The 24560-nt window shown below is 55.0% G+C and carries 19 protein-coding genes and 3 pseudogenes; 17 read left to right on the plus strand and 5 right to left on the minus strand.

Annotation, left to right across the window (positions count from 1 at the left end; genetic code table 11):
- The coding region (locus tag J2X66_RS29210) for an Ig-like domain-containing protein (RefSeq protein WP_310271910.1) at window positions 1-2844 on the plus strand (2844 nt) is incomplete at its 5' end.
- Window positions 2845-3472: 628 nt separating this feature from the next.
- Here J2X66_RS29210 and J2X66_RS29215 read toward each other — a convergent pair.
- The 3 genes and pseudogenes from J2X66_RS29215 to tnpB (J2X66_RS29225) form a co-directional block, all read right to left on the minus strand.
- Window positions 3473-3691, minus strand: a pseudogene (locus tag J2X66_RS29215) (transposase); the annotation flags it as partial.
- 52 nt (window positions 3692-3743) lie between these two features.
- Window positions 3744-5276, minus strand: a complete 1533-nt coding sequence (gene tnpC / locus J2X66_RS29220) for an IS66 family transposase (RefSeq protein ID WP_310271912.1) — start codon at window positions 5274-5276, stop codon at window positions 3744-3746.
- A gap of 18 nt (window positions 5277-5294) precedes the next feature.
- Entirely contained in the window at window positions 5295-5654 is a 360-nt protein-coding gene (tnpB, locus tag J2X66_RS29225) for an IS66 family insertion sequence element accessory protein TnpB (RefSeq protein WP_310271914.1), read from the minus strand.
- Between the two features lie 171 nt (window positions 5655-5825).
- Between tnpB (J2X66_RS29225) and tnpB (J2X66_RS29230) the strand changes: the two genes are divergently transcribed.
- Genes tnpB (J2X66_RS29230) through J2X66_RS29240 form a run of 3 tightly spaced genes read left to right on the plus strand, consistent with a single transcriptional unit; the run spans window position 5826 to window position 8017 of the window.
- The gene (tnpB, locus tag J2X66_RS29230) at window positions 5826-6185 is read left to right on the plus strand and encodes an IS66 family insertion sequence element accessory protein TnpB (protein WP_310271916.1); all 360 of its coding nucleotides are present in this window, start codon (window positions 5826-5828) and stop codon (window positions 6183-6185) included.
- 18 nt (window positions 6186-6203) lie between these two features.
- A complete protein-coding gene (gene tnpC / locus J2X66_RS29235) occupies window positions 6204-7706 on the plus strand; it encodes an IS66 family transposase (RefSeq protein WP_310271919.1) in 1503 nt (500 codons plus the stop codon).
- The gene (locus J2X66_RS29240) at window positions 7703-8017 is read left to right on the plus strand and encodes a hypothetical protein (protein ID WP_310271922.1); all 315 of its coding nucleotides are present in this window, start codon (window positions 7703-7705) and stop codon (window positions 8015-8017) included. The genes tnpC (J2X66_RS29235) and J2X66_RS29240 overlap by 4 nt, the downstream gene beginning before the upstream one ends.
- 94 nt (window positions 8018-8111) lie before the next feature.
- On the opposite strand, the pseudogene J2X66_RS29245 reads toward J2X66_RS29240, so the two are convergent.
- A pseudogene (locus tag J2X66_RS29245) lies at window positions 8112-8881 on the minus strand (IS5 family transposase); the annotation flags it as partial.
- Window positions 8882-8935: 54 nt separating this feature from the next.
- Window positions 8936-9217 carry a hypothetical protein gene (locus J2X66_RS29250; protein ID WP_310271924.1) on the minus strand — a complete coding sequence of 94 codons (282 nt, stop codon included), beginning with the start codon at window positions 9215-9217 and terminating at the stop codon, window positions 8936-8938.
- Window positions 9218-9512: 295 nt separating this feature from the next.
- Between J2X66_RS29250 and J2X66_RS29255 the strand changes: the two genes are divergently transcribed.
- From J2X66_RS29255 to J2X66_RS29315, 13 genes and pseudogenes are all read left to right on the plus strand, one after another.
- Entirely contained in the window at window positions 9513-10520 is a 1008-nt protein-coding gene (locus tag J2X66_RS29255) for a 3-oxoacyl-[acyl-carrier-protein] synthase III C-terminal domain-containing protein (protein WP_310271927.1), read from the plus strand.
- Entirely contained in the window at window positions 10517-11533 is a 1017-nt protein-coding gene (locus J2X66_RS29260; protein WP_310271930.1) for an NAD(P)-dependent oxidoreductase, read from the plus strand. The genes J2X66_RS29255 and J2X66_RS29260 overlap by 4 nt, the downstream gene beginning before the upstream one ends.
- A complete protein-coding gene (locus J2X66_RS29265; protein ID WP_310271933.1) occupies window positions 11526-12332 on the plus strand; it encodes an MBL fold metallo-hydrolase in 807 nt (268 codons plus the stop codon). The genes J2X66_RS29260 and J2X66_RS29265 overlap by 8 nt, the downstream gene beginning before the upstream one ends.
- Window positions 12329-13612, plus strand: a complete 1284-nt coding sequence (locus J2X66_RS29270) for a F390 synthetase-related protein (RefSeq protein ID WP_310271937.1) — start codon at window positions 12329-12331, stop codon at window positions 13610-13612. Before J2X66_RS29265 ends, J2X66_RS29270 begins: the two co-directional genes overlap by 4 nt.
- Window positions 13609-14226 (plus strand): phosphatase PAP2 family protein, encoded by a 618-nt coding sequence (locus J2X66_RS29275; protein WP_310271940.1) that lies wholly within the window; start codon window positions 13609-13611, stop codon window positions 14224-14226. Before J2X66_RS29270 ends, J2X66_RS29275 begins: the two co-directional genes overlap by 4 nt.
- Window positions 14226-15365 (plus strand): sterol desaturase family protein, encoded by a 1140-nt coding sequence (locus J2X66_RS29280; protein WP_310271943.1) that lies wholly within the window; start codon window positions 14226-14228, stop codon window positions 15363-15365. Before J2X66_RS29275 ends, J2X66_RS29280 begins: the two co-directional genes overlap by 1 nt.
- Window positions 15358-16467 carry an acyl-CoA desaturase gene (locus J2X66_RS29285; protein ID WP_310271946.1) on the plus strand — a complete coding sequence of 370 codons (1110 nt, stop codon included), beginning with the start codon at window positions 15358-15360 and terminating at the stop codon, window positions 16465-16467. The genes J2X66_RS29280 and J2X66_RS29285 overlap by 8 nt, the downstream gene beginning before the upstream one ends.
- Window positions 16464-17663 (plus strand): acyl-CoA desaturase, encoded by a 1200-nt coding sequence (locus J2X66_RS29290; protein WP_310271949.1) that lies wholly within the window; start codon window positions 16464-16466, stop codon window positions 17661-17663. Before J2X66_RS29285 ends, J2X66_RS29290 begins: the two co-directional genes overlap by 4 nt.
- Window positions 17664-17680: 17 nt before the next feature.
- Window positions 17681-19891 carry a WG repeat-containing protein gene (locus tag J2X66_RS29295; protein ID WP_310271952.1) on the plus strand — a complete coding sequence of 737 codons (2211 nt, stop codon included), beginning with the start codon at window positions 17681-17683 and terminating at the stop codon, window positions 19889-19891.
- Window positions 19892-20151: 260 nt separating this feature from the next.
- Window positions 20152-20763: a hypothetical protein gene (locus J2X66_RS29300; protein WP_310271956.1), complete on the plus strand. Its 612-nt coding sequence runs from the start codon at window positions 20152-20154 to the stop codon at window positions 20761-20763.
- A 628-nt stretch (window positions 20764-21391) separates the two neighbouring features.
- Window positions 21392-21550, plus strand: a pseudogene (locus J2X66_RS29305) (LemA family protein); the annotation flags it as partial.
- A gap of 107 nt (window positions 21551-21657) precedes the next feature.
- Window positions 21658-21933, plus strand: coding sequence for a LemA family protein (locus tag J2X66_RS29310; protein WP_310271959.1), 276 nt, complete (start codon window positions 21658-21660; stop codon window positions 21931-21933).
- 1 nt (window position 21934) lies between these two features.
- Complete coding sequence (locus J2X66_RS29315; RefSeq protein WP_310271962.1) at window positions 21935-23995, plus strand: DUF2207 domain-containing protein; 2061 nt, start codon at window positions 21935-21937, stop codon at window positions 23993-23995.
- The last annotated feature ends 565 nt before the right edge of the window (window positions 23996-24560 follow it).

Genomic DNA, 24560 nt, shown 5'->3' on the forward strand with positions numbered 1-24560 from the left:
ATCTGGCAGGCGGGCACCGGCACGAGTTTTACTCTTGGCAATGGCAGCCACACTTATGCGGTGCGCCAGACCGATGCGGCGGGTAACGTGTCGTCCGCCTCGAGCACCAAGACCTATGTGCTGGACACGGCAGCGGCAGCGCCAAGTCTGGCACTGGTCAACGACACCGGTGCCAGCAGCACGGACGGCATCACCAGCAACGCGCAGGTGAGCGTCAGTGGTCTGGAAAACAATGCGACCTGGGAGTACCAGGTTGACGGTGGCGCCTGGCAGGCGGGCGCCGGCACGAGTTTTACCCTCGCCAACGGCGGCCATACCTATGCAGTGCGCCAGACCGATGCTGCGGGCAACGTCTCGACGGCCAGCGCACCGGTTACCTATGTGCTGGACACGGCAGCGGTCGCGCCGAGTCTGGCGCTGGCCAACGACACCGGCACCAGTGGCACGGACGGCATCACCAGCAACGCGCAGGTGAACGTCAGTGGTCTGGAAACCAATGCGACCTGGGAGTACCAGGTTGACGGTGGGATCTGGCAGGCGGGCACCGGCACGAGTTTTACTCTTGGCAATGGCAGCCACACTTATGCGGTGCGCCAGACCGATGCGGCGGGTAACGTGTCGTCCGCCTCGAGCACCAAGACCTATGTGCTGGACACGGCAGCGGCAGCGCCAAGTCTGGCATTGGCCAACGACACCGGTGCCAGCAGTACGGACGGGATCACCAACAACGCAATGGTGAACGTCAATGGTCTGGAAACCAATGCGACCTGGCAGTATCAGGTCGACGGTGGGATCTGGCAGACGCGCACCGGCACAAGTTTCACTCTTGGCAATGGCAGCCACACCTATGCGGTACGCCAAACCGATTTGGCGGGCAACGTCTCGTCCGCCTCGAGCACCAAGACTTATGAATTGGATCAAATTCCTCCGCCGAATAGCTTCTCCGTGGCTACTGTAGTCACCTTGAGCGAGTCCCAGAAAGACCTGTTGGTGACGGGCAGTGCCGAGGGGGGAGCATCCATCACCCTCATCTTCAATGGCTATACCTTTAACACCACGGCCGATGCCGTCGGCGCCTGGAGTTTAACGCTGCCGCCGGAAACCTTAGTGCGGGGCGGTGCAACGAAAGTCCCCATGACAGTCACCGCGGGCGACTTGGCGGGAAACATTTATACCATCTACCAAGATGTCAATCTGGTTCAAACGGTCAATAGCTACCTCACAAGTGATCAGATGCACTCCTCCGCGACAGCGATGGCAGATGGTGGCTGGGTAGTAACGTGGCAAAGTTTGAATCAGGACGGTTCTGGATATGGTGTTTATCAGCAGCGATACTCCAGTGCGGGCAAAGCGACGGGGAGCGAAACTCGCGTCAATATCAATACTCTAAGCGACCAGTTGAATCCATCCGTTACAGCATTGGCTGATGGTGGTTGGGTGGTAACGTGGCAAAGTTTGAATCAGGACGGTTCGGGATTTGGTGTTTATCAGCAGCGATACTCCAGTGCGGGCAATGTGGCGGCTAGCGCAATCATCGTCAATACCTACACCCCAGGCGAGCAGTCGTATCCGGCTGTGACAGCATTGGCTGATGGTGGCTGGGTGGTAACGTGGCAAAGCAAAGGTCAGGAAGCTGGGGGATTTAATATCTACCAACAGCGCTATGACCGCACGGGTGTTATGGTTGGGGGCGAAGTTCGTGTCAACACCTACATCCCTAATGATCAGACGGATCCGTCCATAACCGCATTGATTGACGGTGGCTGGGTGGTATCTTGGTCTAGCGTACTTCAGGACGGTGGTGGCGGTTACAATGGCGTCTATCAGCAGCGCTACGACAGTTTGGGCGCTGTTGTAGGCGGCGAAACCCGAGTAAATACCTATGTTCCGTTTGGTCAGCAAGCCTCGTCCGTAACAGCGTTAGCTGATGGTGGCTGGGTAGTAACGTGGGAAAGCAGTGGGCAGGACGATTCGGGTTTCGGTATCTACCAACAACGCTACGACAAACTGGGTGCTGCAGTAATGGGCGAAACGCGGGTAAACACCACTACTGACGATGATCAGTTTTATGCGTCGGTGACAGCGCTAGCTGATGGTGGCTGGGTAGTAACATGGCTAGGTGGGAATGCTATCTACCAGCAGAGTTACGACAAAGTGGGAACTGCGTTAGGGGGCGAAACCATAGTCGGAAATGCAAGTGCCGATGGACAGCCGTTCGTGACAGCGCTGGCTGATGGTGGCTGGGTGGTATCCTGGACTACCCCCGATGCGGGGTTAATAACCAATGGTGGATTTAATATCGCGCAGCAGCGTTACGACAGCGCGGGTCATGCAGTAGAGGGCACAGCTTATGTGTTAAATGGCTCGGCGCTCGCGGCATTGCACGGTAATTCATCGGTGGCCGGTTACCACGGTATCGCGGGCTCGGTCGACAGTCTGCATATAGCCGGGGGCGGTGGTGAACTGGACCTCGGCATCGTCGCCGCCAAGTCGGTCGCCGATCCAGGCGGAGTGCTCCGTGTAACTTCGATCGAACGTATCGATCTTACTGGCAGCGGCGACAACACCTTGAAGCTGAGTGTCAACGACGTGCTGGGCGTGAGTGATACCGACCGTTTCACCGCCGCCAAGGGATGGGCTGGTATCACTGCCTCGGCGGGAACTCACCAGATGCTGATTGACGGTAACGCCGGCGATACGGTGGTTTCCACCGGCTGGACGAACAGCGGCCAGCTTCTGTCAGGCGGGGGCCACACCTATGTGGTGTATAACGCTAGTGTGGGTGCGGATATGGCCCAGTTGCTGATCGATATCAACGTTAATCGTACAGGGGTCACTGCTTAAAGGTTGCAGGGCAGGGCAGGGCAGGGCTTGGCCGGCATGGCAAGCCCTGCCCTTTTGTCTCGCTTAATTCGACCCGATCGAACGATCTATAGCCTATGGATTAAATAATGAATATAAAACCAAAATACAGTTCGTTGAAAAGTCTGCGCGTACTAATTTTACTAGCAAGGGATGATTTGACTTAATCACGAAGCGAGGTGCGGACCAAGGGAGAATACTCCGATGTTCGTTCTGCCTACAGCTTAGGTCTGTAGAGTCCATCGATATTTATTGCCCTGGATGCTAATGAAGTTTAAAGATGTGAGCGTTCTCTGAATAGACATGTATTGTTGGTTGACTCAACCCAACGTGCCGGAGAAACAATGCTAATTGACGACAACGTCTTTATGAGGTTGCGCGACGCTCACGAAGAGTACTGTCTACTTGACGAAGCATCAGTTTTGGTGATCGATTTGATCTCAAAGGCAGAGATAAACCGCTAGGGTTGGTCTGAAGTAGTCATGTATTTTTGGCTACCTTCGGCCACCGCCGATTTTTAAAGTGACGAGTCGATCCAAAACGCTCAGGTCACGCACTCATTCCTGTCTTTTTGCCGCTGCGGAGTACCTCGCGCCCGCTATTCCCCACATTACAGGCGCACCTTTTCTGCACTGCTTAGTAAATGCCGACGAGCCATCCACAGATTCGACAGCGCGAACAGCGTCATCATCTGCGCCGTATTCTTGGCTAGGCCACGGAAGCGCACTTTCACATAACCAAACTGGCGTTTGATCACTCTGAACGGGTGCTCGACCTTCGCCCGTACCTGCGCCTTGGCTTTTTCGTTTTTGCGCTTGGCTTTGTACAAAAGTATCGTAAGCGCTCCATAAACCCCACCGACTTCAAGATGGGTAACGCGCCTAGCTAGGCGATGCCGGCGAGCAGTTCCACGGCAACAGCGCTTCGTAATCTTCAACCGAGGTCGCCAGTGGCAGCCGTTCTAATGCGTAGCGCAGCCACGCATAGGGCTCTTGGTCGTTGGCTTTGGCAGTCTCGACCAGGCTGTAAAGTTGAGCACTGGCCGTCGCGCCTTTGGGTGTGTCGCTAAACAACCAGTTCTTTCTTCCGATGACGAAGGGCCTGATCGCACGCTCGGCGGGGTTGTTGTCGATCGGCAAATAGCCTTCCTCGGCGTACCGTTCCAGTTTGTTCCAGTTACTCGCCAGATAGCCGATGGACTTGCCCAAGGCGTTCTGAGACGTAACTTGTGGCTGCGTCTTTTCCATCCAGCTTTTTAACTGAGCCAGCACTGGCAGGCTCCGATCATGACGGCCGGTTTTACGATCGTCGTCGCACGCATCCTTTAGATCACGCTCTACGCCATAGAGTTTGTTGATCAGGTTCAGTGCGATATCAGCGCGTCCCGTCTTGCCCTTCGGCTGCACTTTTTGCGCCTCAATAAACTTGCGCCTTGCGTGCGCCCAGCAGCCCAAACGTTCGACTCCGGCCTGCGCGCCCAACGCGTTATAACCGGCGTAATCATCGGTCATCACGTAGCCACGATAGCCATCGAGCAGGCGTGTCGGCACCTCCTGCGCGCGGCTGGTGGAGTAGTCAAAAAGGATCACTGGTTTATCTGGCGGGCCGCCGGTTTGCACCCACATCCAGGACTGGCTGCTTGGGTCTCGGTCAGGCTCTTTCAACACCTGTACCCGTGTTTCATCGCAGTGGATAACACGGCTGCCCAGTAGGCTATCGCGCATTAAATTCAGCAGCGGCTGGAAGTGTTCACCGCACTGGATAACCCAGCGTGCCAACGTCTGGCGCGGGATATCGACGCCATGGCGGCCCAAGACTTTTTCGAAACGGTGAAGCGGTAGTCCATCGACGTACTTGGTGGTCAGCAGCATCGCCAGAACACTTGGGCTGGCCATGCTTTTTTCAATCAGTTGAGCCGACTTGTCAGCAGTGACCGGCGCCATCTCGCAGTCGCGGCAACCGTAAACTTTCCGAACGTGTCTGATCACACGGATCTGCATCGGCACGATTTCAACCTGCTCGCTGACTTCTTCGCCAATAGTGTGTTTGCGGCAGCCGCAGACGCACGTCAGTTCATGTTCGGGAAGTTCGTGGATGATCTCGATGCGCGGCAGATCGGCGGGCAGTGGCTTGCGTTTGCCGCGGCGCTTGGTCGGGGCAACGACCTCTTCATCTGAGGTTTCGTCCACAGGCTCGGCGACGCTTTCTACTTCATTGAAGAGGGCCAGTTGCAGCGTTGCCGCATCAGCTGTTTGCTCGGACTTACGTCCGAACAGACGCTGAAGCAGGAGGGCATTCTGTTCTTCTAGCCGAACAATCTTTCCCTTATCCAACTGACGCTCGTCAAGCATCTGCCCAAGCATTTGCTTGAGCAGAACGGGATCATCTGGAAGATTTTCGGGCAAGGAACTCATGCCCTGGATTATACCGAATCAGGCTACGAATCGCGGCGTCAAAACTTGATGAGGACGGTTGCGCCAGAGGTCAAAGCCATCGAGCATCCAGTTGAGTTCCTGGACGGTCAGAACGATCGCCTCGTCGGTGGCGTCAGGCGATGTTTTGAATCGTTCGGACTCGAGGCGCTTGAGCCAAAGGCAGAAGCCGTTGCGCTCCCAGTATAAAATTTTCACTCGGTTGCGGGGCCTGTTGAGGAAAACGAAAAGCACGGGGTCAAATACTGCGACTTTAATATCCAGCTCGACCAGCGCAGCCAAGCCGTCGATGGATTTTCGGAAGTCGACCGGCTTGGGGTACAGATACACTTTTTCGACTTTGGCATCGGGTCGCATCATGGCGAGCTGGCTCCTGAGGGAATCGGGAGCACAGCATCCGGGATCAGCTAAGCGCTTTGAATGTGGGGTTTATGGAGCGCTTACAAAGTATCCGCTCCACGAACCCCACATTCCAAGCGAATAGCTGACGGCTGATGCTGTGCTCCCGATTTCCATCAGGAGCCCATCACCATGATGCGTCCCAACGCCAGCGTCGAAAAAGTGTACCTCTACCCCAAACCTGTCGACTTTCGAAAGTCTATCGATGGCCTGGCTGCGCTGGTCGAGTTGGATATCAAAGTTGCTGTATTCGACCCGGTATTTTTCGTCTTTCTGAATCGCCACCGTAATCGCGTCAAAGTGTTGTACTGGGAGCGCAACGGCTTCTGCCTTTGGCTCAAGCGCCTGGAGTCCGAGCGTTTTAAAACCTCGCCCGATGCCGCCGACGAAGCCATCGTGCTGACGGTTCAGGAACTGAACTGGCTGCTCGACGGTTTTGATCTCTGGCGCAACCGTCCGCATCAGGTTTTGACGCCGCGATTTGTTGCTTGATTGGGTATAATCCGGGCCATGATTTCCATGCCCGACAACCTTCCCGATGACCTGGCTGCGCTCAAGCAATTATTTGCTCAGATGCAGTCGAAGGTCGTTCTTCTTGAAGAAGAGAATGCGCTACTTCGTCAGCGCCTGTTCGGGCGCAAGTTAGAGCAAACCGCTGATCCAGCGACGCCACAACTGCTGCTGTTTAATGAAGCCGAAAGTATCGACACGGCAGTGCCCGTTGAAGCTGACGAAGAAGTTGTCGCCCCGACCAAGCGCCGTGGCAAACGCAAGCCACTGTCGGCTGACTTGCCACGCATCGAGGTCATCCACGAACTCTCCGAGCACGAACTGACCTGCGCTTGCGGTTGCCGCAAACACGCCATCGGTGAAGAAACCAGCGAACAGCTGGAGATCGTGCCGATGCAGATCCGAGTGATCAAACATATCCGCAAGGTCTACGGCTGCCGAGGCTGTGAAACAGCACCGGTCACCGCCGACAAACCCGCGCAACTGATCGAAAAAAGCATGGCCAGCCCCAGCGTATTGGCGATGCTGCTGACCACCAAGTACGTCGATGGCCTGCCACTGCACCGCTTCGAAAAAGTCCTCGCTCGTCACGGTGTCGATATCCCGCGTCAAACCTTGGCGCGCTGGGTGATCCAGTGTTGCGAACACTTCCAGCCACTGCTGAATCTGATGCGTGATCGGTTACTGGAGAGTCCGATTGTTCACTGCGATGAAACGCGAGTGCAGGTGCTGAAAGAGCCAAACCGAGACCCGACCAGCCAATCCTGGATGTGGGTACAAGCCAGTGGCCCACCGGAGCGCCCAGTCATCCTGTTTGACTACACCACTAGCCGAGCGCAGGAGGTGCCGTTGCGGCTGCTCGCCGATTATCGCGGCTATCTGATGACCGATGATTACGCCGGCTATAACGCTTTGGGCGCGCAGACAGGTATCGAGCGTTTGGCCTGCATGGCCCATGTACGGCGCAAGTTCGTAGATGCGCAAAAAGTGCAGCCCAAGGGCAAAGCCGGTCGAGCCGATGTTGCGCTGACGATGATCAACAAGTTGTACGGCATCGAGCGTGGGTTGAAAGAGATGACAGATGAGCAGCGCTTTGCCGGTCGCCAGGAACAGAGCTTGCCGGTGCTCAGCCAGTTAAAAAACTGGCTGGAGAAAACTCAGCCGCAGGTCACTGCGCAAAGCGCCTTGGGAAAAGCGGTCAATTATCTGGCCAGTAACTGGAGCCGGCTGGAGCGTTATATAGAGGCCGGCTTTTTACCGATCGACAACAATGCCGCCGAAAGAGCAATCAAACCGTTTGTGATCGGTCGCAAAGCATGGCTATTCAGTGACACGCCCAAGGGCGCCACCGCCAGTGCGCAGATCTACAGCCTGGTCGAAACGGCTAAAGCCAACGGCCTGGAGCCCTATACGTGGCTGCGCCATGTACTGGAGCGGTTACCGCAGGCTGAGTCGGTTGAAGACGTTGAGGCGCTACTACCCTGGAATTGGAGGGCATCATGAGTATCAATATTGATCATCTGAGTGTCGATGAGTTAGTGACATTGAATCATCACATTATCGAACGGCTGAAGATGCTGGAGTCGTTGGAAGCTCATAAATCGATGATGCAGTTCCATCCAGGAGCACGGGTAAGCTTCGACTCATCCAGTGGTGAGCGCCTGTCCGGTACCGTCATGAAGTTCAATCGCAAGACCGTCACAGTGGTAACCGACACCAGCCAGCGCTGGAATATTTCGCCGCATTTACTGTCACCGATCAAAAACGTACAAGCGGGGACGGTGGTGGATATCAAGCCACAAAAAATGAAGTAGCTGCGCCGCGAATGGCCTCCGCGCCAGCATGATTTGATTCCTCCCCACCTCAGGCGCCGCCTGTTTGGGTAGGTGGGGTTTATGGAGCAGTTACGTACAAAACGCTGCGCTTGCTCAGTTTCTGGTAGGTGCTGCGCCGGGCCGCGATCTGCCAGATGACCTCGCGACCGTCATGCTCTGGATGCTTCTCGATCCCGGTGTAACCGGCATCGGCACACCACCACGTTCTCTTCGCCGTGTAGCAGTTTGTCGACCTGCGTAACGTCCGCAACATTGGCCGCGGTGACCACTACGCTGTGCACCAGCCCCGACTCATCATCGACACCAATGTGGGCTTTCGCGCCAAAGTAATACTGGTTGCCTTTCTTCGTTTGGTGTATTTCTGGATCGCGCTTACCGTCCTTGTTCTTAGTCGAACTTGGAGCATTGATCAGGGTTGCATCAACGATCGTACATTGGCGCAGCGACAGCCCTCGGTCGCCCAGATAGCCATTGATCACACCGAGAATTCCGGCGGCTAGTTCGTGTTTCTCCAGTAAGCGCCGGAAGTTGAGGATGGTGGTTTTCGTCGGGGATGCGCTCCAGGTTCAGCCCCGCGAACTGGCGCAGAATCGTGGTCTCGTACAGGGCCTCTTCCATCGCTGGGTCGCTGTAGCCGAACCAATTTTGCAGCAGGTGAACACGCAGCATCGCCATCAGCGGATAGGCCGGACGACCGCCATCACCCTTCGGGTAATGCGGTTCAATCAGAGTAATCAGTCCCTTCCAGGGCACCACCCGATCCATCTCGATTAGGAACAACTCTTTACGGGTCTGCTTAGGCTTGCCAGCGCACTCGGCGTCGGCGAAGGTCATCTGCTTCATCGGAAAACTCGTAGGGTGGAATCTGGGTATTTTGCCAAAATCTGGAAGTCTTCTTCAGGGTTTCCCTAATGAGGAAGGACTGCGCTCGCCGGCGACGATAGCGCGGATTATCCGCATCCCCGATAAGCCGGTGATATCGGCCACGACGTGATGCAATTGCAGGTTCATGTGCGTGAGAGCTTTTTGCATGTGCTGAGTATGCGCTGCGGCATAATCGAGATGACTCTCCCGCAGCCGCAGATAGCTGGACAAAGCCGAAATCTCACGATCCGGGTGAAAGCTGGCTTGAAACAGCCCGCAGGCATGGAGTCGTTTTATCCACTGCGCGTCATTCACGTCGGTTTCGGGCTTCGGTCATTTGGGCTGCCATTGATCATGTTGGCGCCTGCGGCCATTTTAATGGCGCGAAGTGTCCAGTATTCGAGGAGCATAATTTTTATGCTAAGGGCTGCGCAGCAACTTTTTGGCAATTTTTTGTTGTGCATTCATGGGGGGCAGGCCGCTTGCAGGGGGGAGGATTTCCTTAATAGATGCGACATCGTCGAAACCTCTAGATTTAGAGATTTTTCAACAGTTTCCATATGTGTTGGACCAACGGGCCTTTACACACACACTACAAGGTAAAACATAGATGATGTCGTCATTTCCACCGCTTGCTTTGCTTCCCTTGAAGGTCATTGCTACTGGCGTTGCTTTGCCGCCCAACCGCGTAACATCAGCATCCCTGGATAGGTCGCTCAATAAGCCTGCGGGTTATGTCGAAAAGCACTCGGGTATTAGCTATCGTTATCATGCCTCGGACAATGCCAGTCAAGCGGAGTTGGCTGCCGCAGCCCTTCACGACACCTTGGATCGACATGGTATTGAGGCTGCGTCAGTCGATTTGTTGATCTCGGCGTCGGCGATCTCAGTGCAGGCGTTGCCGTGTACTGCGGTGCATATTTTAAAAGTCTCTCGGTTGACACTTGGAACCCCCGGTTTCGACATCAACAATAGTTGCGTGAGCTTTATCTCGGCACTACAAGTGGCTGCAGCATTACTAAATGCCGGTACCTACCGTCGCATCGCTATTGTATCGGCTGATTTGGCCTCTCGCGGAATTAACTGGGGCGACGAAGAATCTTCATTGATTTTAGGCGATGGCGCAGCGTGCACCATCGTTGAACAGGGTGATGGGAATAGCGGCATACTTGGAAGCCTGGTCGAAACCTACCCTTCAGGCAGTGAACTTTGCGAGATACAAGCGGGTGGTACAAGGCGCAATCCTCGTGCGGGCATGACTGATAGCGATTTCTTGTTCCATATGCGTGGCAAACAATTGTTTAGGCAAGCTTCTGCACTAATTGAGGATTACTTTGCTCGGTTGTTGGCTGCGAGTGGTTTGACGCTGGCGCAAATCGCCACTGTCGTTCCACACCAGGCCAGTCATCTATCGTTGGAGCATATGCGCCGGCGATTGAAGATCTCTCCCAGTGTGTTGGTGGATATTTATCGTCATCACGGCAATCAGGTAGCCGCGTCGATACCCACGGCGTTGCACGCAGCGGTCGTCGGTGGACAGTACAAACGAGGCGAGCCGGTGATGCTCATTGGGACCGCTGCGGGTCTGTCACTAGCTGGCATGGTCCTGCTTCCGTGAAAGTTCTGCTTACAGGTGCCACCAGTGGATTAGGGCTGAACGCCGCGCACTGGTTGCTCGAGGAAGGTCATGAGTTGCATGCAACCGGTCGTGACTGTCAGGTCGGTGAAGTACTACAAGAGTTAGGCGCGGAATTTACCTCTCTGGACTTGACGCGCGCCACCCTAGAGCAATGCCAGAAATTGATGGGCGGGTGTGATGCCGTCTGGCACTGTGCAGCAAAGTCCTCCCCGTGGGGACGTATCGAGGACTTCTATCAGGCTAACGTTGTCGGCACGCAAAAAATGGCTGAGTCAGCGGGGCGTGCCGGTGTACGGCGATTTGTTCATATTTCCACGCCAGCGATCTATTTCAACTTTCAGCACCATCACGAAGTCTCTGAAAGCTATCGAGCTCCACGCTTTGCCAACCACTACGCCAGTAGTAAGTACGCGGCGGAGCAGCGCATTCAGGCGCTGGTGCCGCGCTATCCGAACACCACTTACGTAATCTTGCGACCCCGTGGCTTATTCGGTCCACATGATCGGGTGATCCTGCCCAGGGTGCTGAGTCGACTTGAGCGCGATCGTGGAGTATTACGTCTTCCTGACGGCGGCAAAGCGCTGTTGGACCTGACCTTTGTGCTCAACGTGGTGCATGCCATGGACCTGGCGAGCCGCGGCAACTCGTTACCTTCCGGGGCTGCCTACAACATCACCAATCACCAGCCGATGCGCTTGGCGGACACGCTGCATCTTTTGCTGCGTGGGCAGTTGGGCCTGCAGTATCAGTTGCAGGGGATTCCCTACCCACTCTTGCATGCACTAGCCCGCGGGCTGGAGCTACTGAGTTGCGCTACGGGCAAAGAGCCGCAGTTGACGCGTTACAGCGTCGCCGCGTTGAATTTCGATATGACGCTCAGCCAGGTGCGCGCCATTGAGGAACTGGGGTACTCGCCACGCTACACGATGGAGCAGGGGATTGAGCAAACAGGTGCTTGGTTCAGGCGACAGGGAACGGCCGCTCATGGCTAAAGTCACCACATTCGAGGTGGGCTACTGCACCCACATCGCCTGCATGGCACAACAAGGGGCCGGTCTGCGCGTGTGTAAGTTCCCGGCCCGGGCTTATCTATTGGAGGTCGGTAGTCGTCGCTGGCTATGGGATACCGGCTACTCGACGCATTTCCAGGAGCAGACGCAGTCCGGCCTCTTTCGTGTGTACCGCCAGGTCACTCCGGTGTACTTCGACCCACGTGAGTCACTGGTCGAGCAACTGCGCACCGCAGGCTTGGTAGGCAATGACATCGAGGGGCTGATCCTTTCGCATTTTCATGCCGACCATATTGCTGGGCTGCGCGACTTCAACCAGCTCAATTTCATCTGCTCGGGGCAGGGGTGGCAAAAAATCCGGACGCTGCGTGGGTTTTCGGCATTGAAGCAAGCCTTCATACCCGGCTTGATCCCGGAGAGTTTTGAAGCACGACTGCAGTTTATTGAGAGCTTTGCGCGGGTGGGCTTGCCTGAGCAATTGGCGCCTTTCGATCACGGTTTTGAACTGCCGGGAAGTCAGGGGCAGATCTTTCTGGTGTCTTTGCCAGGCCATGCGGTGGGGCATATCGGCGCGTTCATTCAAACCGACAAAGGCTGGACGTTGTTGGCCAGTGACGCCGGATGGTCTCCTCAGAGCTATCAAACCTTGCGCGGCCCCTCGGTATTGGCCAATTTGCTGATGGATGATTCCTGCGTCTATTACGACACGCTCCGCCGACTGAACCAATTGTGGGTGGCTGGTCATGTCAACATCCGGCTGTGTCATGAGGGCGACCTATGATCCCGGTGAAGACCCTCTGGCACTACTTTCGTACCAAGCGCCTGACCTTCACCGATCGCGCAGTGCTGCAAGCCTATCAGGCACAGCAGTTGAAGCGCTTCGCTCAGAAGGTCCTTGCACAGAGTGCCTATTTTCGCCCTTACAGCGCATTGCCAGTGACCGAATGGCCGTTGATGGATAAGGCGCTGATGATGGTGCAGTTCGACCAGATGAACACTGCCCAATTGCAGCGCGATCAGTTACTGGCGTGCGCCCGACGCAGCGAAACCGAACGCGACTTCACCCCCAAGGTCGGCACCTACAGTGTAGGGTTGTCGTCTGGCACGTCGGGGCAACGCGGTGTTTTTGTCGTCAGTGAGCGGGAGCAACAGGTCTGGGCCGGTGGCATGCTGGCAAAGATGTTGCCTGACGGCATTTTTGCCGGTGAACGTGTTGCGTTGTTTTTACGTGCGGACAACAACCTTTACCACAGTGTGAACAACTGCTGGCTGAGCCTGGAGTTCTACGATCTGTTTGCGCCTTTCCCGGCACAACTGTCACGTTTGCAGCAGCAGGCACCGACGATCATTGTCGCTCCGGCCCAGGTGTTGAGGGCGCTTGCGCTCGCTGTGCTCGATAAGAAGTTGGTCCTGGACGTCAAAAAAGTGATCTCGGTGGCCGAAGTCCTGGACATGCATGATCGACGGGTGTTGGAACAGGTGTTTCCTGACATTGGTGAGGTGTATCAGGCCACCGAGGGGTTTCTGGCAGCTTCCTGCTCCCATGGAACGCTGCATTTGAATGAAGAATTTCTGTACATCGAGCCTCAGTGGATAGATGAACACCGCTTTACACCATTGATTACCGATTTCACCCGTAGCACACAACCCATCGTGCGCTATCGGCTCGACGATGTACTGGTCAGGAAGGTCGAGCCCTGTCCCTGCGGGCAGGCGACTATGGCCATTGAGCGCATAGAAGGCCGCTGCGATGACCAGTTGCTCTTGCTCAATCTGCAGGGCAGGCCGCAGATCGTATTCGCCGACCTGTGCACGCGGGTCATTGCCAATGCGTTGCCGCTGAGCAGTGACTATCGGTTGATTCAGCACACGGAGCATCGTTTGCACCTCGTAGCCGACTGTTCACAACAGCAGTTGGGACAGTGTCACGCACAACTCGTGACAGCGTTCGAGCAACAGGGGATTGCCACTGACTCACTGGAGTGGCAGTTGACGGTTCAGGCCGTGATGCCGGCGTTTGATCAGAAAAGACGAAGAATCATTCGGAAGGCGAACCCATGATCAAGGTAATCCTTCCAAGGTTGTGGCACATGCTGTTGGGCTGGGGATGTGTGGGTGTTGTTTATAACCTCACTGACCGTTTTCAAAGTGAGGGAACAGTCATCTCACCCTCACTGATCGACCGACTAATTCCATTCAGTCCACACGCTATTTGGTTGTACCTGTCGTTCTTCATCATGATTCCGTTGGCTTACCTGCTTGCTCCGATTGAGCGGGTCAAGGGCTTGGCCCTGGCCATGCAGTTGACGGCGATAGGGGCAGGGGGCGTTTATGTGTTATGGCCGACGACCATGGTCTATCCGCTGGATCACGGCACCACCCTCAGCTCTGATGTGTTGAGTACATTGACACAGTACGATTCCAAGCAAAATTGCTTACCGTCATTGCACATGGCGCTGACGGTCCTGGCCGTATGGGCAGTTCGCAATGCAAGGCACAAGGTGAGAACGGTGTTGTTCATCCTCTGGGCGGCGGCGATTGCCTTTTCAATTCTGCAGTTACGCCGTCACCTGTCGATTGACTTGGTCAGTGGTGCGTTATTGGCGTTGGTGGCCGCATGGTTGGTCGAGCGTATGGCTTTGACTCGCTACCGTGCGGTCAGAGGAGAAGCGTGATGATTGACTTGGCGTTCCCCATTCTGTTCATGTTGCTTGTGGTGATTGGCGAGATGCTAGTCGTGCGGTGGCACCGGCATGAATCGGTCAACTGGCATGACGTAATGTTCAACCTGAACTCCGGCCATCTCATGCTGTGGTTGTTCCGTGGGCTGGAAATCACCTGTTATAGCTATGTCGTTACCCACTTCAGCCTCTCGCTATTTGAATCATGGTCACCAACGCTGGTTTGGGTATTTGCTCTGTTTGCTTGGGATTTCAGTTTCTATTGGTTACACCGTGCACACCACTTCTTGCGCGTGCTGTGGGCGGTGCACGTAGTTCACCATCAGGGCGAGCATTTCAATCTGTCATTGGGGGTGCGCAACTCTTGGTACTCGTCCCTAACCTCCGTCCCATTCTTTTTGCTATTGGCCGTGCTGGGTATCCCGTTAACGGTGTTTGTCACGGTATCCATCCTGCATTACACACTTCAACTGTTTAATCACAGTGCACTGACGCCCAAATTAGGTTTCTTGGAGTCGGTGTTGGTCACGCCTGCCCATCATCGGGTCCATCATGTCAAAGACATGGCCTACTCGAACAAGAATTTTGGCGGCAGTTTTATCTTCTGGGACAAACTGTTCGGAACGTTTTGCCCCAGTCTGCCGCGCGCACCGTTCGATTATGGCGTGAGCGGTGCGAAACCATCTGCTAACCCATTCTGGGCGAGCAATGCCCCATTGCTGCACTATTTTCGCCTGCCGGTGACACTGTCCGATAAGGTTGGGCGTTGGCCTTGCTCGAACTTGACGGCTTTCAGTGGTGCGCTGCTGGTGTTTGCCGGGGTGATTGCGTATGTCTATGAGTATGGCTACGGCTATAGCAACGTGCGTTGGCCACAAGTCACGCTCTTCACCTTGTTGGCACTGGGGCCGGTGGCGCTGGCGGGCATGGTGCAAGGCCGTGTTTGGAGCGTGATGATCTGGGGAGGGATTACGCTGGGGCTGCCGCTGCTGTTTCTCGGGCTGCTGGGTTGGTCACAGGCGTATTGGCAGGTCGTGCTTGTCTCGCTGGGTGCGCATGGAGTAGCGGTGCTGTGGTCTTGCAGTCGGCGACGATCAGACGCTCCTGTTGCGATGGAACAGCCTCATGGTTGAAATCCTCAGGCATCTAGTCTTTCCCGCCGATGGCGAGCAGGCCTTTCATCAAGCACTCAAGCGCGCGGCTCGCACATATCTGGCGGATGACCACCGTTATGCCGATGGTTGGCTGCTCACCAGGGCCGCGGTGTTGCTGATGCTGTGCGCGGGGTTCTATATCATGAGCCTGATGCAGCACAAAGCGTGGGAGTTTGTAGGTTGCTACTTCCTGTTTGTGATGATGGGAATGCTGCTCAACGTGGTCGTCAATCACGACGCCTCTCACAACGTCTTCTTCCGTGCATCTTGGGCCAACCGCCTGGTAGGGCGCTTGGTCACGCTGCCGTTGGGTGTGGATCCGGATTACTGGCGAGTGCGACACGTCGACTTCCACCACGTCTACGCCAATATCGAACAGTACGACCTCGATACGGAAGAGAACGGGATCTTTCGGCAGACTCCGTTCCAGCATTGGCGTGCACACATGCGCTATCAACACCTTTACTGGCCGGCGATCGCGGCGTTGTCGCTGCCCTATGTCGCCTGGATATTTGACTGGTCGGATCGATTAGGAAAAACGCCACTCAAGTCAAAACATGTGTTGCCAGGGTGGCGAGGCTGGGCTGTGTTTGTCGTCAGTAAGGTCACCCATTTGATGTTGGTGCTGGGGGGGCCATTGATTGTTTGTCAGCTCAATGGCATCAGCTGGCCGATGGTGCTGTTGGCGTACGCCTTGAGCCAAATGTGCGCGTCTTTATTGGTGGTTTACCTGCTGCTGGGCACGCATTGGGCGCAGGCGCAGTTTTATCGTGCGCCTGATACGGCGGTAATGCCCCATGGATGGTATCGACATAACTTTTCTACGGCTTGCGACTGGCTGACCAAACCTCGTTGGTTGCGCCATTTCACCGGAGGGTTGAATTACCACTTGACCCACCATCTGTTTCCCGGATGGAGTCATCGTCATTACCCAGCGCTGGCGGCAATCATTGAACAGTTGGCGGTGGACCACCGTATGGACTATCGCTGTATTGGCTATCGTGAACTACTGAGACAACAGCAACAGTTCCTACGCCAGATGGGGCAGGAGCCGTCCATGGACAGGGTGCTCCAACAATGAAGCCGCTAACGTTCCAGCGTGATGACGCTGATGTACATAAGGCACTGATGCAGGCAGCCAAAAACTATCTGGCGGCGCATCAGGACCATCGTTTCGCCGATACCGGGATGATCGCCAAGCTACTAGGGCTGGCGCTTTTTTGTGCCGGGTTTTACGGCATGAGCCTGCAGCAATCCACCGGGTGGACATATTTCGGTTATTACTTTGGCTTCATTTTTACGGCAATGTTTATCACCGTCAACGTGGTCCATGATGCGTCCCACAATGCGTTTTTCAAACGACGCTGGGCTAATCGTTGGCTCAATTGCCTGGTCAGCATACCGCTAGGTCTTGATCCTGAATGCTGGCGAGTGCGTCACGTTATTTTTCATCACGGGTACAATAACGTTGAGGGATACGACCTCGACATTGAACCCAATGGCGTTCTGCGTCAGACCCCATTCCAGCGCTGGAAACCCTTTATGCGGGTTCAGCGCTTTTACTGGCCACTTGTCGCGGCCATGACCTTCCCTTATTACATCTGGCTGTTCGACTGGTTGGACCGTGCGGGGCAAACGCCGGTTGCCAGGCGCATGGCGCTGCAAGGCGCGCGCGGGTGGAGTTTGTTTGTGTTTGGCAAAGGCATGCACCTGCTATTGGCGCTGTTGATCCCGCTCTGCGTTTTGCCATCGACGATCAGTGCGCTCTACATCGTCCTCATTTACTTGGGCTGCCAAATGCTCTCCTCGTTGCTGTTCGTGATGCTGATCATCGGCACTCATTGGGCAAAGGCGAAATTTTACCAGGCGCCGGAAAGCGGCGTTTTACCCAGCGGTCGGTATTCCCATGTGTTTGCTACCACCATCGACTGGACGACCACGCCGCGCTGGCTGGGGTATTGGCTCGGCGGAGCCAACCTGCACTTGACCCACCACCTGTTCCCGCACTGGAGCCATCGGCATTATCCAGCTTTAAGCCAGATTATCAGCGAGGTTGCTCCACGTTTCGGTCTTGAGTACCAGCGTATAGGTCCCGGTGAAATGCTGAGGCTCCAACAGCAGTTTCTAAGCGCGATGGGCGCGAACAAAGGGGCGGATGAGTATCCAGCCCTTCGGGGATTACCTGAAAGCGCGAAGATCCAAAGCCAACAACCAGTCGGAGATGCCCAAGACGCATGCTCTGCTAGCAGCCCATTGAGCCCCCAGTCTCGAATTTGATCACAGTGAAAATAGCCATGAACCGAATCAAGCTTCTTGCCAGTACCCTGACCATCGTCACAGTCATTGGCGGTTCGACTTACTACCTGATGGACTGGCGGGCGGAGAATACCCCCCTCAGCGGCGAAAACTACAGCGCTGAAGAACTCAATGAAGGTGGTGATGCTGACATCGGTGAGCTCTCTTTGTCGGAAGCCCAAAAGCGCATTAACTACCTGATTCTCGACGTGCGCGATACGGTAAACCTCAACCATAGGTTTCAGAATCTTAAGCTGGAAATTACGTCAGTCGAGAATGCGAAAACCGAGGAACAGAAAGAGCTTCGCTACGATCCGCTCTTTGTGCCCTTGCCCACCGAAGAGGTAAAGCAGGCGCTGGCGCAACTCAAATCATCGCTGACTTTTCAGCAATTGTATTTCGACAACCAGTCCGGTATCAGGCTGAATGTCGAGCCGTTACAGGAGGTATTCAAGCGCGCAGCCACACCGGAGCAGTATGTTCAGGAGCATTATCAGGTTAAAACCCTATATTGGCATGATGGTACGCAACTGCCTTTCAACGACGTGGGAACTCCAATCACATCTACCGAAGACCGCTCTCAGGACAGCACAGAAGTCGAACTGAAGCTCAACAAGCCGCTGGAGCACGTTGACCTAGCAGTCACGTACCAGGGCTACCCAGGTTTCAAAAAAATTGTGTTGGACAAAGACCATTCCAAAGTCACTTTCGGTGGTGGGGAATATTACCAACTGACAGCGCTGGGAGGCTCAGAGGCTTCCCTGACGTTGGCCACTCCTAAGGGAACAACCTACGTGATCCAGGGGATGAGCCACGACGGCAAGGCCCTGTACAACAACGGTAGTAACTCCAATAGCGTTATTAGCCCGACCCAGGTCGCCAACCTGCGCACTTACTATGCTGAATTGTTGCGCATCCGTAGGAATTTCACTGAATTTAAAACCCCCCGGGCTCTGCAAGAACATTTGACGATGTTCACCAAGAACCTGTCCCCAATACCCGAGACGCTAGCCTATTCCTCTGCCAGCTATCGTTTCGACGCCACCCCAGCCAGTGTGGTGATCTATGTGCTGCAAGCGCCACAAAAGCAAACGGTCGAGTTGCAAATGGCCAATGCTGAATCCACGCAGGAGCGCTACATCGCTTTCGACAACAAGACGGACAAGAGCGGCTTCATTGACAAGAATGGCCTATGGGTGGTGGCGCCACGTTTTGAGCGGATCGATTACACCGAGGTGCCCGGCGTTTACCGCATGGTGGTGGGCTATATCAACGATGGTGATCGCGATGGGTGGCGACAGAGCATCACGAAGTATTTTACGTTTGCCTCCGGCACCAACACGCTCAAGCAACTGCCGTTCGATGGCATCGAGCAACAAATCAATGACAGCATGATCGTGGTCCAGCAGCACACCAACGGTCCCTACGGTGTTTACGACTTAAAAAAGCAACAGATCGTGGTGCCGATGCAATACGTCAACCCGGAAGTGGTGGGCACACTATTCATTGCCCGTCCTGGCACCAAGACCTACCGTATTGATTCCAACTATGGCATCTGGTCCCTTTCTGGTAAGGAGTTGTTGGCGCCACGCTACGGGTCCATCAGTGCCTCGGATGGCTTTATCTACACCACTTCTACCGATGAACTACAGCGCGATGTTTACGACCTGAGTCTGAACAAAATCAACCCTCCGGGCTTCACTGCACTCGGTAAGTTTGCCAACGATCAGCCGTTGTTGGTCCAGAATCGCAAAAGCCATAAGTACGCGTTTATTGATACCCAAGGCAAAGCCCTGGCCATCAGCCTGCCGTACGATGAGGTCCAGAGTTTTTCCAATGGTATGGCCGTGATCAAGAAGGGTGAACTTTACGGCGCCATTGACCTGGCCGGAAAGGTGCGGGTGCCGCCCACCTACAAGACGCTCCATTCGTTCCAGAAAAACCTCGCCGCCGCAGAGATTGAAGGGGGCGAAGGAATGGAGTTGACTGACGAAGGCCGCGTGGTAGAAAGCAAACTTGATTATGGGCTGGTGTTGATCGACAAAGACAACGTTGTGGTGAAAAAACTAGGTCGACTGCGTTCGTACGCGATAGGGTCCGATAGCAATGAAGCTAGCTATCAGGTGTGGGATGAAGAGGAGGAAAACCGAGTCAATGTGTTTGATGCGGACGGCAAGCAAACGGGGAGTTATGTACCAAATGAGAACTGATCTGTGGCGAAAGAGCTTGCCGCATCGGTGTCAGTTAGACCTTCAGATTTTCAGTCGATGGGTGTGTAAATCTGAATTGCGTTTTTTTGGAGAGTGCCCCTGATCCCGCATTAGCAGGATTTCGGCAAACACCAATTGGCCTATTAGATTCAAAGGTGGGTGGCCCACCGGCGTAAGAAAATCGCATCTCAAAAATGTCCTGTTTATTTTCGAATGGCGTCCCCAAGCGCCTTATTGGCGTAAGGGGTCAAGCGCCGTTAATGGCGCTCGTTCATCATTGGGGACTAATCCTCACTAAAAAATCAGGTCGAAAAGAGAACATGATAAAAAAGGCGTTATGGGCTTCCGCGTTATTGATGGCGGGTTTTTTGCCTGCTGCATCCTTTGCAGATATATCCGCGCCTGAGCCAAACACGCTGAGGGACTCTGCCAGCTCGGTAATGTCTTCGTTAATAAGTACGGGCAAGAATCTGGCGGGCGGCATTGCTGAGGGTGTCACCAAAGGCCGTGAATCCACTGAAAGCAGTGATGGTGCGGTAGTTCTCTCTGGTCTTGAGCCAATGGCAGAGATGCTCACTGTTGAGCTGCTCAACAATGGTGTCGTAAATGACACTGGACTGAAAGTCCTGATTGGCTTCAAAAACAACACCAATAAGCCAGTACGCCTGATCAATCTCAGGCAAACAGGCGCGTTGCTGGTGATCGAAGAGGGCGGTTACTCCAGTGCATTACTTCCCGATCTGATTAATCCTGACGAGGTGACCATCCCGGCCAATACTGGGGTGCGCCAGAGTTTTCTTTTTGATCAGAGCGCAGCGAAACATATCCAATCTATACGTTTATTTGGAAGGGATTTAGCTCTGGTGAAATAATATGGGCAATCTAGGACCAGGGGGTTTCCATGAACTACGTGCTTTTCGGTTCCCCATACTTGCTTACAAAAATCCCATGAAGGACTGTAGTGAATTGCTGTGATTGCACATTAGGTCCTGCTTTCTAATAGCCTAGCCTTCTCCGTTGGTGCGAATCAAATGGAAGCTTCAAATGATTGTCATCGCCAGCTGGCGGTGTTCGACGGAAGGCGGGTTGCCTGATGCGCCAAGTAACGGCGCTGTATACCTTGGCAATTGCGCTCGAACACTACAACGAACAGCATCCGCACGGATCCCTGAACTACCGTTCATCGAGGGCGTTCAGGTGCTTGTCAATGGCTTCAATTTAATGGGAGTTAGTGTCCAGTTTTGAAGGGGCAGTTCAGCGAGGCTTTGTTTTGCTTATGACCGATGCGTATTGAAGCTGATAGTCATGAGCAGCATTGTGATGACTGTACTGCTGCGTGATAAGCATGAACATAGCGTGGGGATTGACTGGTGGCTGTTCGCTCAAGTCGTGATGGAAAATATCACCGTTGTATTGCTAGTAGTCCGTACAAAAATTTTCAACTTAAGACGGCATCGAGACAACAGTGGGGATAGCATGCAGGGACTCATAATATGGGGCATGGTGTCGGTAGTTGTACTTCTGATAGCTGGCGTGATCTGGGGCTACAACCGGCTGGTGTTCAATCGCATTCGGGTGGCGGCGGCTTGGAGCGATATTGACGTGCAGCTCAAGCGCCGCTCCAGTCTAATTCCACAGTTGGTTGAGTGCCTGAAATTCTATGCGGCTTATGAGAGCGCCACCCTTACCGCGCTGACCGTTCAGCGCAACGTTGCCCAGCAGCATCAGGCCAGCGACGCCGTCGAACGCGGCGAGGTAGAGGGGCGTTGTCCAATACCCTCAAGCAGGTATTTGCCCGCGCCGAGGCCTACCCTGAACTTCAGGCCAACGGGTTATTCCTCGACCTGCAGAAAAATCTCAGCGACGTCGAAGACCGCATTCAAATGGCCCGGCGTTACTACAACGGCGCGGTGCGCGAGCTGAACATTCTGGTCGAATCGGTGCCCACTAACCTGCTCGCCTACGCGTTTGCGTTCACCCGGGTGGCGTATTTTACGCTGGACGATGCCGGGCAGGCCGAGCCGCCAAAAATGGAGTTTTAAGATGCCTAGAAAACTGCAATACGCCCTAGGACTGATGCTCTGCCTAGTGCCCGCACTGTCCATCAGCCATGCCTTGGCAGGGTACATCGAGGTGCTGGACACCCACGCCGAGCATGCACCGGCTCCCACTATGGTCCTGCAAGATAACGATGACCAGGCGATTGACTCTAGCGACTACGTGGGCGACGCCGCCAATTACAAACATGAAGAGCGCATTGATCACTTCGACATCTTGCTCAAGGTCCAGCCCAGCGGCGATCTGCTGATTACCGAGCGTATTCAGGTGACTGCCGCTGGCAACAAGATCAGGCACGGCATATACCGCGAGATTCCCACCACCTACAGTTTGCCTAGCGGCTTTGTGCGTAAAACACCTATCGACCTGCTCAGTGTGACTCGCGACGGCCAGATTGAGCCCTTTAAAAAAGAAGGCACCGAGTGGGGCGTGCGTTACTACATCGGTTCGCCAGATTCTGACGTCGAGCAAGGCTCACATCTATATGAACTGCAATACCGTATGGATGGCCAACTGCACCTCACCGCTGATAAGGATGAGCTGTACTGGAACCTCACTGGCAACCAATGGTCGTTCCCCATCACCCAAGCCACGGCCACCATCGAGTTGCCCGAAGGCGCGCTCATCGACCAGATGGCCGGCTATACCGGCTACGCTGGCTCGACCACCGGCCGCGCCTACAAGGTGCTAAGCCGCGGCGATAACGTCGTGAAGCTAGTTACCACCCGACCGCTGAGCGCAAATGAAGGCTTCACCATTGCCTTGGACTGGCCGTCTGGTTTGATCAAACATCCCAGCGCGGTGATGCAGCTGCTGCGCTTGCTCTGGGATAACCCCCGCCCCGCGGTGGGCCTACTTACTGTGCTGACGCTGTTCGCATACTACGTTTATTGGTGGCGAAAGGTCGGCGCCGCCCCTGCCAAGGGTATGATTTTCCCGCGCTACGAAGCACCTCAAGAGGTGAGTCCAGCACGTGCCGGCTATGTCTGGAACGAGGGTTTCAGCGGCCGCTTTAGCGATGTCGAGGCGATGACAGTTACCGTCACCGATCTGGCTCGGCGCAAGGTGCTCAGCATTGCCGATGCGCCAAAAAGCGCCGCGTTTATCATCACTGCCGGCAAGCTGGACAAAAACGCCCAGGCCCATGAAAAGGCCTTGTTTGGTCATTTGTTCAGCGGCGGCAAAGCTGAGATTCGCGTCGGCAATAAATACGTCAAGGCAATGAGTAAGGCGCTGGCGGCCCACAGTAAAGAACTCATCGAGTGGGGCGACAAGCTTTTTAGAAAAAACCGAAAACCTTGGTGCCTCGGTGTGCTGGGCGCGGTGATTGCGTATGTGGTGATGGGCTTTTTGGGCGATGCGCTGGTGATGCTTTCCGTCTTCTTTCCATTTATCTTGGGAGTTGGCCTGATGGTCTTCGGCTGGGCGACCCCTACCAAAAGCGGATACGGATCCCGACTGATGGGGATTGTGTTGATACTGTTTGGTTTGCCGTTCGCCTTGGTCGGGCTTCGCGTCATCGTGGCGACCTCATTAATTGCGGGCGTTTGCGTGGCCTTGATCGTTATCCAGATTGTGCTCTTCCGCCGCCTCTTAGAAGCGCCAACAGTCGAAGGGCGCCAGATCTTAGATGCTCTGGAAGGTTACCGAGAGTACTTGCAGTTGGCCGAAAGCGGCACCTTGGCCGGCGCCGCCCATGCACCTGCGATGACCATCGCCCTCTACGAGCAGCACCTGCCCTACGCTATGGCCCTTGGGGTTGAACAGCAATGGACGGCGCGCTTGAGCGCGGCGATTGAGTCCGGCGTTATCGAGTTGGCCGAACCCGACTATCGTCCCGAGTGGTACCGCAATAGCAGTCGCTTCAGCACGCCGAGCGAGCTCAGTGGCGCGCTGACCGCTGCCGCCGTTATCGCATCAACGCCACCGCCGAGCCCGTCGTCTGGGGCAAGCTCTAGTTCGAGTAGCAGCTCGTCTGATAGCAGCTCCTCTGGTGGGGGAGAGTCTGGGGGTGGTGGGGGTGGAGGAGGTGGGGGTGGTTGGTAAAAGAGTTTCGTCGCAGCAGACTATGCCGACCTCGATATGGACACCGTGGGTCAATGATAAATCCGGAAAATTGCGACAGTCTTGAAGGGACGATCGATCACAGGATTCGGAAGCAATCGAACGGTAAACCCTTGGCTATCAGGTTGAAGTCTTAGAAATTGGGGGAGCCTCAGACCTGTCACTACCAATCGAGCGTGTCCTGCATAAAGTGGCGTGGAAAGCCAGGGGTAATACGCAGCGACAACAGTCCGGAGTACATCAGCCACAAACTGGCGGTTGGCGAGCGGATGTAAGGGCTCGGCGAACACACCTTCCGAGCCTGGCCAATAAGGACGATTGTGCCCGCGTATTTTGATCCGCCCCCGAAACTCTTCAAACCCAAGTCGTCTACTCCAACCATACTCTAGGACAGCTCATGCGAATCGGTCTCGCCATCACTGACACTGGCAAATACCGCCCAGTCAGGCCCAAGCTAGCTTCGACGACTTCTGTAACCCCAACTGGCGGGTGCTCAACGGCTCCTTAGATGTCTGCAACAACCTGCCATTTCTGAGTTCGGGCAACG

Source organism: Pseudomonas sp. 3296 (assembly GCF_031456615.1).
Taxonomy (GTDB): Bacteria; Pseudomonadota; Gammaproteobacteria; order Pseudomonadales; family Pseudomonadaceae; genus Aquipseudomonas; species Aquipseudomonas mucoides.